The following is a 9,006-nucleotide window of genomic DNA, read 5'->3' as shown; positions in this document are numbered from 1 at the left end:
ACGTTTAACATACATCAAACTAAACCATCAAATTATACTAGTTAGCATAATAAGACTTTATTTTAGTTCTCATTATCATCATAATTATTGCTACACTTGGAAAAAACAACTTTCATTACAATGAACATACTGTTCAATTTGTTCAAGTGTTACGCTTTTTGTAGCACATACTATACTCAACAAACCAACCACATCAAAATAAATAGAAAATATTGCACAAAAGATATAATGAAAAAACTAATAAAAAAAATAAATAAGTTAAATAATAAAACAAGTAACTAGCTTAGAAACTTAGACATAACTCTATTTTTATGATAATTAACTAACTTTAAAAAATATTGAAGTGACCATATGAAAGGTATAAAAATTAAAAAACAGAAGGCTAATGAAGTACGAAAAATTCTAATAAATAATAATCAAATTAATTCTGAATATAAATTAAAAAGTGATGAAAATAATGTTTATATTCCACTAATAGATAACTATGACATCACCCTCATTGAAAATATAAAACAAGATTATCATATTATAATAGAAGACTATGATTTTCTAGAAGGTCAATATAAAGCAAAAAATTTCATGGAATACTTAAATGATAAAATACCTGAAGATGCAATTGAAAATATTAGAAAATCATTTGATACAATAGGTGATATTGTCATATTAGAAATTCCACCAGAACTTGAAAATGAAAAGAAAATTATTGGAGAAGCAGTACTTAAATTTACTAAAAGACGAAGTGTATATTACAAGAAAAGTAAAATTCAAGGAGTAACTCGTACCCGAAAACTAGAATTTCTAGCAGGAGAAGATAATCTTGAAACTATCCATAAAGAATATGGTATTAGATTTAAATTAAATCCCTCAACAGTATATTTTAGTCCAAGATTAGCTACTGAAAGAGCACGTATAGTTAATCAAGTACAAGAAAATGAAACAGTAATTGATTTCTTTGCAGGAATAGGATCTTTCCCCATAAGTATTGCACATGTAAAAAAAGCAAAGATATACAGTATAGATATTAATCCTGAAGCTTACAAGTATGTTAACGAAAACATGAAACTTAATAAATTAGTTGGAGAAGTAATTCCAATTGAAGGTGATATTCGTAAAGTCATACCAGAACTTCCACTTGCAGATAGAATTATCATGAATTTACCTGGAACTGCTAAAGACTTTTTAGATATTGCAGTAAATCATTTGAATAAAAATGGTATATTAAACTATTATGAATTTTCATCAGATTATGAAACAGTGATTGATAGAGTTAAAAAAATAGCATATCCACGAGAAACTGAAGTATTAAATATAAGAAAAGTTAAATCTCAAAGTCCAGGTGTATGGCATATTGGACTTGACATGAAAATAAAATAAGAAAGGTATTATAATGGTTTTTTTATACCTTCTTCAGTTATTATTCCAGTAATTAAATCTGACTCTACAATATCAAATGCAGGATTTTCTACATTTGTATCTTTTCTAGAAATATAACCACCATTAATTTTTAATACCTCATCAGAATTTCTCTCTTCTATTGTTGTGTCAAATATTTCATTTTCAAAATCAAATGTACTTATTGGTGCTGCCACATAAAATGGTATGTCGTAACGTTTAGCAGCTAATGCAACCATAAGTGAACCTATCTTATTTGCAACTCCACCTTTTGCAACTCTATCTGCTCCAATAACTACTTTATCAACTTCACCTTTTTGCATCATATGTCCTGCTGCTCCATCAACAATTAATCGTACAGGAATATTTTCTTCTTGCATCTCAAATACACTTAACCTAGCACCTTGTAGTACCGGACGTGTTTCATCACAAATTACATCAATATTTTTATCAGCGTCATGTGCAGCTCTTATCACACCTAATGCAGTTCCATAACCCGCACATGCTAATGCTCCTGCATTACAATGAGTAAGTATTGTATCACCATCACTAATCACAGTATTTCCATATTCACCTATTTTTTTATTAATTGCAATATCTTCTTTTTCCATCATAATTGCCGTATCAACAGCAGATTTTCCATCATTTACTGCTTTTAAAACCTGATCTACTGCCCAAAATAAGTTTATTGCTGTTGGTCTTGCAGATTTAATTTCATCCCCTGCTTTGTTTAAATCAACTCCAGCTAACTCTGCAAGTGCCATTGCATATGCTGCTGAAACTCCAATTGCAGGAGCACCTCTTACTTTCATTGTTTTAATTGCATTAATTACTTCATGATATGTTTTACATTCATAAAATTCTATTTCATGCGGAAGTAATGTTTGATCTAATAAAAATAATGTATTATCTTTCCAATATAATGTTTCTATCATATAATTCTCCTAAAATAATAATAGTTACTATATTGTATATTTTTTAAAATTAATAATATTTATAAAAAAAGGAAAAAAATATGGTGGTTAATAATGACTATTAGGTATTAATTCTAGTGAAAAATCTTGTTCTTTTTTACCAGGTATACCAAATGCATCTGCTCTACATTGTGTGCAAGCTCTGAATACTGGAAGATATTCTTCAACTTGTTCACGAACATCACTTAACATACCACAGCCAGGTTTTTCAAGATTCTTAAATTTATTTAATGGTATTAATGGTAAAACATTCATAATAGATGCTCCTCTACTTTTAACAGTTTTTGCTATGTCTACTATGTGTTCATCATTTACTCCAGGTATTAATACACTATTAACTTTAACAATTACACCTAACTGTGATAACATTTCAATACCTTTTAATTGATTTTCAAGAAGTATTTTGAAACCTTCCTTGCCATGATATATTTTACCTTCATATTCTATATTATCATAAATTTCTGCACCAATATCTAAATCAACAGCATTTATAGTTATTGTTACTGTTTTAACACCTACTTCTGAAATTTTTTTTGCATATTTTGGTACAAGCAATCCATTTGTACTCATACATAATATTAAATCAGGAAATTCTTCTTTAATTCGTGAAAATAATTCTAGTGTTTCTTCATTACATAATGAATCTCCAGGTCCTGCAACACCAACAACACTTATGGGAATTTCATTTGTGGTATTTCTTATATGATTTATAGCTTCATCTATAGACATAATACATGATGTTACTCCTGGCCTATTTTCTGTATTGTTAAATTTTCTTGTACAGAAACCACATTGAATATTACAATTAGGGGCAATTGGAATATGAATCCTACCTACTTTATCATGTATTTTTTCATTGAAGCAGGGATGTGCTTGTGTTACATGCGCAAAATGACTCTTTTTTTCATCATTCACGAAAAACCCTCCAATAACTGTTTTGAAAATTATTGATTTTTAACTTCTTCTATTACTTCATTAAATTTCTTATTCCATTTTTCATCAATTATTTCATCACTACACATAATACTAATCAGATTTCCTTCACTTGCATTACGTGTCATACGAAATCCTTCAGGTATTATTCTAAATAATGCATCATAAACTTTTCGTTTTAATTCTTGTGATGGATTATGAATCATTAATTTTTCAGCATCTATTGTTGGATTTTCTACTTCAATTTTATATCTATCAGGTTGAGTTACATTAATTCGTCCTTCCTTTTCCCATAATGCTCTTAATAGATTTGGAGTATAATCCTCATTTTCAACTGTTATTTTCAAAACATTCTCCTCTAATTTATAGGAAGCTATATCATTAAGATATATTGGTGTGGATGCTTTTTCTAGTTTAACTACTCCTATAAATATGGGTTCACGAGGTTCTATGAATATTTTTATAGCACTAATTGCTCTTGCTAATTTTAAATCTTGAAGTGTATGTCTAAGTAGTGTATCATATACTTGAGCACCTACTTCATCATAACATTCTACATACATACTACATTCACTCCTCAATCATGATTAGAATTTTTTACTATCATCAATATCAGTATCTTTAAGTCCAGATACAAGCATTGCAGCACCTACTGCTCCAATATACTGTGAATATTCAGGTACAATAATCTCAATACCTCCAAGAATATCTTGAACTGCATCGACTAAACCTGTGATAAGAGAAGTACCACCTACCTGAATTAATGGTTCACGAACATCAATTTCCTGTAATTGTTGTTCATATACTTGTTCTGCTACTGAATGACATGCAGCATCTGCAGCATCCTCTTTTTTAGCTCCACCTGCAAGAGATGTTACTAAGTCTTGAATACCAAATACAATACAATAACTGTTTAATACTGCATTTTTATAGTTACCTTTTTGTGCTAGAGGTCCTAGTTCTGTAATATCCACATTTAATCTTCCACTAGTCATATCTAAGAAACGACCAGATGCTCCTGCACAGATACCACCCATAGTAAAGTTATCAGGTATACCATTATTTACTGTAATTACCTTATTATCCATACCTCCAATATCCAGTACTGTTGCTTCACCTCTCTGTGCTCCTGCAAGATAAACTGCACCTTTACTATTTACAGATATTTCTTCTTGAATAAGTTTTGCACCCATTTGTTTACCAATAGTAATACGACCATAACCTGTTGTACCAATAGCTTCAACATCATCTAATTTATAACATGTACCTTCCAATGCTTGATTAATAGCATCATTTGCACAACCTAGAATATCTCCTGTTGGTACCCATCCTGTTCCAATTACTTCATCATTTTCCATTAATGCTACTTTTGTCGTGGTGGAACCACTATCTATACCTAAAGTAAGACCTTCTTGTTTTTCACGTGCAAGAATACTTTTTCTTGAAACTACAGTAGTTAATGCTTCCATACGTATGAATAATTCTGAAGCTTTTGTTTTTTCTGTGAATGAATATGTTACTACAGGTAAATTTGTATTATTTTGAATTAATCTACGTACTTCATTTCTTGCTATAGCCCCTTCTGCACATCTAAAACAAGTACATATAAATACAGCATCTGCATCATTTTTTCCTTCTACTAAAGACATTGCCCTTGCAATCATTAATTTAAGACTTGAACTTGCACAACTTAAACCAAATTTCTCATATGCTTCATTTATATCATCAAGATTTACATCGGGAAGAACCATTTCTGCTCCAAACATTTCTGCAGCTTTTTCTATTTCTTTTTGAATCCCACTATATTCTGTACCACATGATAATTGAGCTATTTTAATCATCAGATTTAGCCTCCTTTTCATTCAATTCATCTAAAAATGTATTTATTTTATAAACCATTTCAACTGTAGCATCACGTGAAGTTGGATAATCTAGTTCAAGAATAGGTATATTTCTTCTTCTTAAAGAAAATACTGTTAGTTCAGAAGATCTTGCACAACCCACACATCCAAATCCAAATGGTGCTTCATTCATTATAATTGCTGCTTCTGCTTCTTCTATTATAGGACCAAATAAAGACATACGTCCTCTTACTCCAGAAGGCACTTCAATTGCAGCATATTTAAGACCTGCAATTGGATCTTCTTCAGTCATGTTAAATGGAGGTGCATCTATTTCTGGACTAGTAACTTTTTGTTTCATTTCACTTTGAACAACTAATGGTTCATGCCCTCCTCTAACAATCATATCCGCTAAAATCATAGAATTTGGTGGAAATATTGCAACTTTCATAATATAACCTCTATTTTATTTTCTCCTTATTAAATTAAATTTCATTTTTATAATCATCCATTTTCCCATATTATTTCTTATTAGTTTCAGCATCCACTGAATTTACTACTTCTATAAATTCATCTACTGAAATTTTCTCAGGTACTGTTATATCAATATGTTTAGGATGTTCTAAAGCATAACTTACATCTTGTAATAACTTATATTCTGCTTCAATTTGATGGAATCCTTCACGAGCCCCTCCTCTTTTTGCTCTACATCTTCTTGGATCACCTGGAGGAAATCCCCTAAATTTTATGAATATATGTGATGGATCAATAGCTCTTGCTTTTTGAACTGCTTCCATAACATGTTCAGGAGTTCCATTCAAATTAGCACCATAACAGGTTAAACGAATATTTATTGGTAATTCTAATAAATGTAAGAAATTCAGTAATTCTTTTGAACTTACTGCACATCCAGGACCTAAAATTATCATACGTGTAATTTTACCTTTTTGATTAGAATCATGATATGTTCCATCACCCATAGGAATATGACAAAATTCTGTATCAATATCTTTATCGTTCTTTAACATAGACTGTATCTCCTTCTTTAAATGCTTTAAGATTATCGAATCCACCAACTACTCTTCCAATAATATTTGTACTACTGAATGATTCACCTGTCGGACCAAATTCTGTGTTGTCTATAAATCGTATACCTATATTTCCAACATGCTTACATGCAGTATTACTTACACAAATTTCCCATGCTTGTACTTTTCCATCAGGTAATTTTTCAGGAATTAAACCTTTTGCTTCTTTATTTACTGCTTTGAACATTAATATATTCATTTCTTTAATAGCCATATTTACTTGTAGATGTCCTACATCACCATTAAGTAAGCCTGATATTTTCCTAAAGTACCATACAGAACTTGGACTTTCTTCTGGATATAATTCTATTTCCACAAAGTCTTCTTTTGGTACTCCTAGAGTTTTAAGTTTATTTTCTTTATGTACATCTATAGTGTATAGTGGATCTTGTGCTACAATAATTGCATCATCATCAGTTAGACCATCACGTTCATGTTCAATACCTAGTTTATCAAGATAGTCATCTGCTTCTTTTTGTGTAAGAGCAACAGTAGATATTTTTTCAGGATTTGTTACTATTGTTATTTTATCATGTTCATTTACAGTATCTAGTATTTGAATACCTCGTGTAACATGACCTATTATATTATGTGTTGGTACGGATACACGATCTTCTCTATAAATATATACTCGTCCTACACCAGCCCCCTGATTTCTTAGTGTTACAACACCTCTTTTTCTTTTTTCAATTAGTTCTGTATCTTTTTCTAAACCTTTTAAAGTGTTATTTCCTATGAAACTTTCTGATTCATAATCTACATGTAATGTTCCATCTTCAATTATTTTAAGAAAATGTTCAAATGATATAGGTGCTTCAGGGTTTGCTTCAACTTCAATGTAAGTGTATAATTCATTTCCCTGTTTTAATTCTGTGTTGAAATCCGTGACTGCTGCACTTTTTATTATACTCTTTCTTTCTATGACTGGATGAATATCTAAAACTTCATCAGTATTTTTGAGTTTTATTATATTTCGTTTACCACCCACTACTGTAGCAAAAACACCCTTATTTTGATTAGGTACTCCATATATACCTTCATGTTTAACTTTAGAAATGATAATATGTGTAGATTCATTAGAAAAACTAGATAAACTGATTATCACATCTCCCCTATTATAAAGATGTTCCTCATTAGTAGGTTCTAAATCAGATACTATTGAACCTATAGCTACCTCATGAGATGTTGTCCACCTTATAGCTGTTCCTATGAATTTTTTATAATTATTCTTCCAGAAATCAGTTAACATATTTGCAGTATCAACTAATTCAATAATTATATTACCACCCGTAGTTTCAATACTGTACTTATTTACATGACTTTCAAGCTCTTCTCGCCCTTCAATTAAAGCAATAGCCGAACCAGTAATATAAGGTGCTTTGGACAGTTTTATAGCATCTTCCACAGTTGATCCTATAGGTATATCCATTTCCACATTATTGATTTTAACTTGCATTTTTTTCGCCTCAAATAAAGAATTATTACATGACAAAAATATTAAATAAATAATTCCCTGATTTTTAGAAATTATGAAGTATTTCTATAATTTTAATTTATTAGCTTTATAGTATTAATACATTTAAATGATTAACTGGGCACTTAATTAAGAGAAATAGTAACTTAGAAATATACTTACATTCATTAACATATGGTTAAGTCTCAAGATTATAAAAAAAATAACAAATTTACAATGAAATTCCTGAAAAAAAAATTAGTTTAAAACCAAATCTACAAAGAAAAAAAAGAGGAAGTTAAATATGAAATTTTAGGAAAAAGAATTTTTTTTATTTGTCTTCTGTAAATCCCATGATTATTTCAGAATTAAAATCAAATACAGTTTTAGTATTGTTTTTATAAGACATTGCTAATTTATGATTATCTATTACTTTTCCAACACATTCTGCATTGATATGTTCTTTATTCAATAAACTAATAGTTTTATCAGTGGTTTCTTCAGGTGCTGTTAATACAAATGCACTTCCAGGATACATTTTAAACCACCTAATCCAGTCAATATCATCAGGTCGAGGAATTTGTTCTAATTCTATTTGAGCACCCATATTAGATGCTTCAAGTAACATTCCTAGTGTTCCTACAATTCCAGGATTACTAATATCCTTTGCAGCATGAACTAATTGTTTTTTACCAATTGTATTCATTACTTTTATTTGATCCTGAACATATTTTGGTGATTTATCACTTGTTGTATCCCAATTTATTTCTGTTCCTGGATATATACTACCATCCAAGTCTATTGCTACTATAATATTATCATCTGTTTTTGCACCACAACTTGGTATAACTGCTTCTTTATCCACAATCCCACTTATTGCTACATCTAATGCATCATACGGTGTGTCTGGATGAGTATGTCCTCCAACCATAGGTACTCCAAATTTTTTCACACCTTCTTTTATTCCATCCATTATTTCTGCTGTTATTTCTGGATTGGATGATGATAAAACATTAGTCATTCCCATTGGAAGTCCACCCATTGCTGCTATATCATTAACATTTACTAGTACAGAACAATATCCAGACCACCATGGATTTATATCCATTAATGAGCCCCATATACCATCAGTTGCCAGTAACATTAATTGATTATTCCCTATATCTATAGCGGCTGCATCATCACCAAATGCTAAATAGACATTACCTGAAACATTATATACATCTTTTAATTTCTCGCGTACATCTGCTATTGATTTTTTACGTGTTACTCCCTTAAATGTTCTTATTGATTCAATTATTTCATTAAAATCCAAAATTATTCCC

9 protein-coding genes are annotated in these 9,006 nt (G+C 30.1%); 1 reads left to right on the top strand and 8 read right to left on the bottom strand.

The window, feature by feature from the left end:
- Nucleotides 1-351 precede the first annotated feature (351 nt).
- Nucleotides 352-1,374 (top strand): class I SAM-dependent methyltransferase family protein, encoded by a 1,023-nt coding sequence (locus NL43_RS02790; RefSeq protein WP_069592521.1) that lies wholly within the window; start codon nt 352-354, stop codon nt 1,372-1,374.
- A gap of 8 nt (nt 1,375-1,382) precedes the next feature.
- Here NL43_RS02790 and mtnA read toward each other — a convergent pair whose 3' ends face one another.
- From mtnA to NL43_RS02750, 8 genes are all read right to left on the bottom strand, one after another.
- Nucleotides 1,383-2,324, bottom strand: a complete 942-nt coding sequence (gene mtnA, locus NL43_RS02785; protein WP_069592531.1) for an S-methyl-5-thioribose-1-phosphate isomerase — start codon at nt 2,322-2,324, stop codon at nt 1,383-1,385.
- 90 nt (nt 2,325-2,414) lie between these two features.
- Complete coding sequence (locus NL43_RS02780; RefSeq protein ID WP_069592520.1) at nt 2,415-3,281, bottom strand: radical SAM protein; 867 nt, start codon at nt 3,279-3,281, stop codon at nt 2,415-2,417.
- A 29-nt stretch (nt 3,282-3,310) separates the two neighbouring features.
- On the bottom strand, nt 3,311-3,862 hold the full coding sequence (locus tag NL43_RS02775) for a methanogenesis marker 17 protein (protein WP_069592519.1): 552 nt from the start codon (nt 3,860-3,862) through the stop codon (nt 3,311-3,313).
- A 24-nt stretch (nt 3,863-3,886) separates the two neighbouring features.
- Nucleotides 3,887-5,140 (bottom strand): methanogenesis marker 15 protein, encoded by a 1,254-nt coding sequence (locus NL43_RS02770; RefSeq protein WP_069592518.1) that lies wholly within the window; start codon nt 5,138-5,140, stop codon nt 3,887-3,889.
- Complete coding sequence (locus NL43_RS02765) at nt 5,133-5,591, bottom strand: methanogenesis marker 5 protein (RefSeq protein WP_069592517.1); 459 nt, start codon at nt 5,589-5,591, stop codon at nt 5,133-5,135. The genes NL43_RS02770 and NL43_RS02765 overlap by 8 nt, the downstream gene beginning before the upstream one ends.
- Nucleotides 5,592-5,661: 70 nt before the next feature.
- Nucleotides 5,662-6,168 (bottom strand): methanogenesis marker 6 protein, encoded by a 507-nt coding sequence (locus NL43_RS02760; protein ID WP_084790355.1) that lies wholly within the window; start codon nt 6,166-6,168, stop codon nt 5,662-5,664.
- Nucleotides 6,152-7,684, bottom strand: coding sequence for a methanogenesis marker 3 protein (locus tag NL43_RS02755; protein WP_069592516.1), 1,533 nt, complete (start codon nt 7,682-7,684; stop codon nt 6,152-6,154). Before NL43_RS02755 ends, NL43_RS02760 begins: the two co-directional genes overlap by 17 nt.
- A gap of 328 nt (nt 7,685-8,012) precedes the next feature.
- Nucleotides 8,013-8,996 carry a methanogenesis marker 2 protein gene (locus NL43_RS02750; protein WP_069592515.1) on the bottom strand — a complete coding sequence of 328 codons (984 nt, stop codon included), beginning with the start codon at nt 8,994-8,996 and terminating at the stop codon, nt 8,013-8,015.
- Between the last annotated feature and the right edge of the window lie 10 nt (nt 8,997-9,006).

This window comes from Methanosphaera sp. WGK6, from assembly GCF_001729965.1.
Lineage (GTDB): Archaea > Methanobacteriota > Methanobacteria > Methanobacteriales > Methanobacteriaceae > Methanosphaera.
The sequence above is the reverse complement of the archived record's forward strand: the minus strand, read 5'-3'. Positions and strand labels throughout refer to the sequence as shown.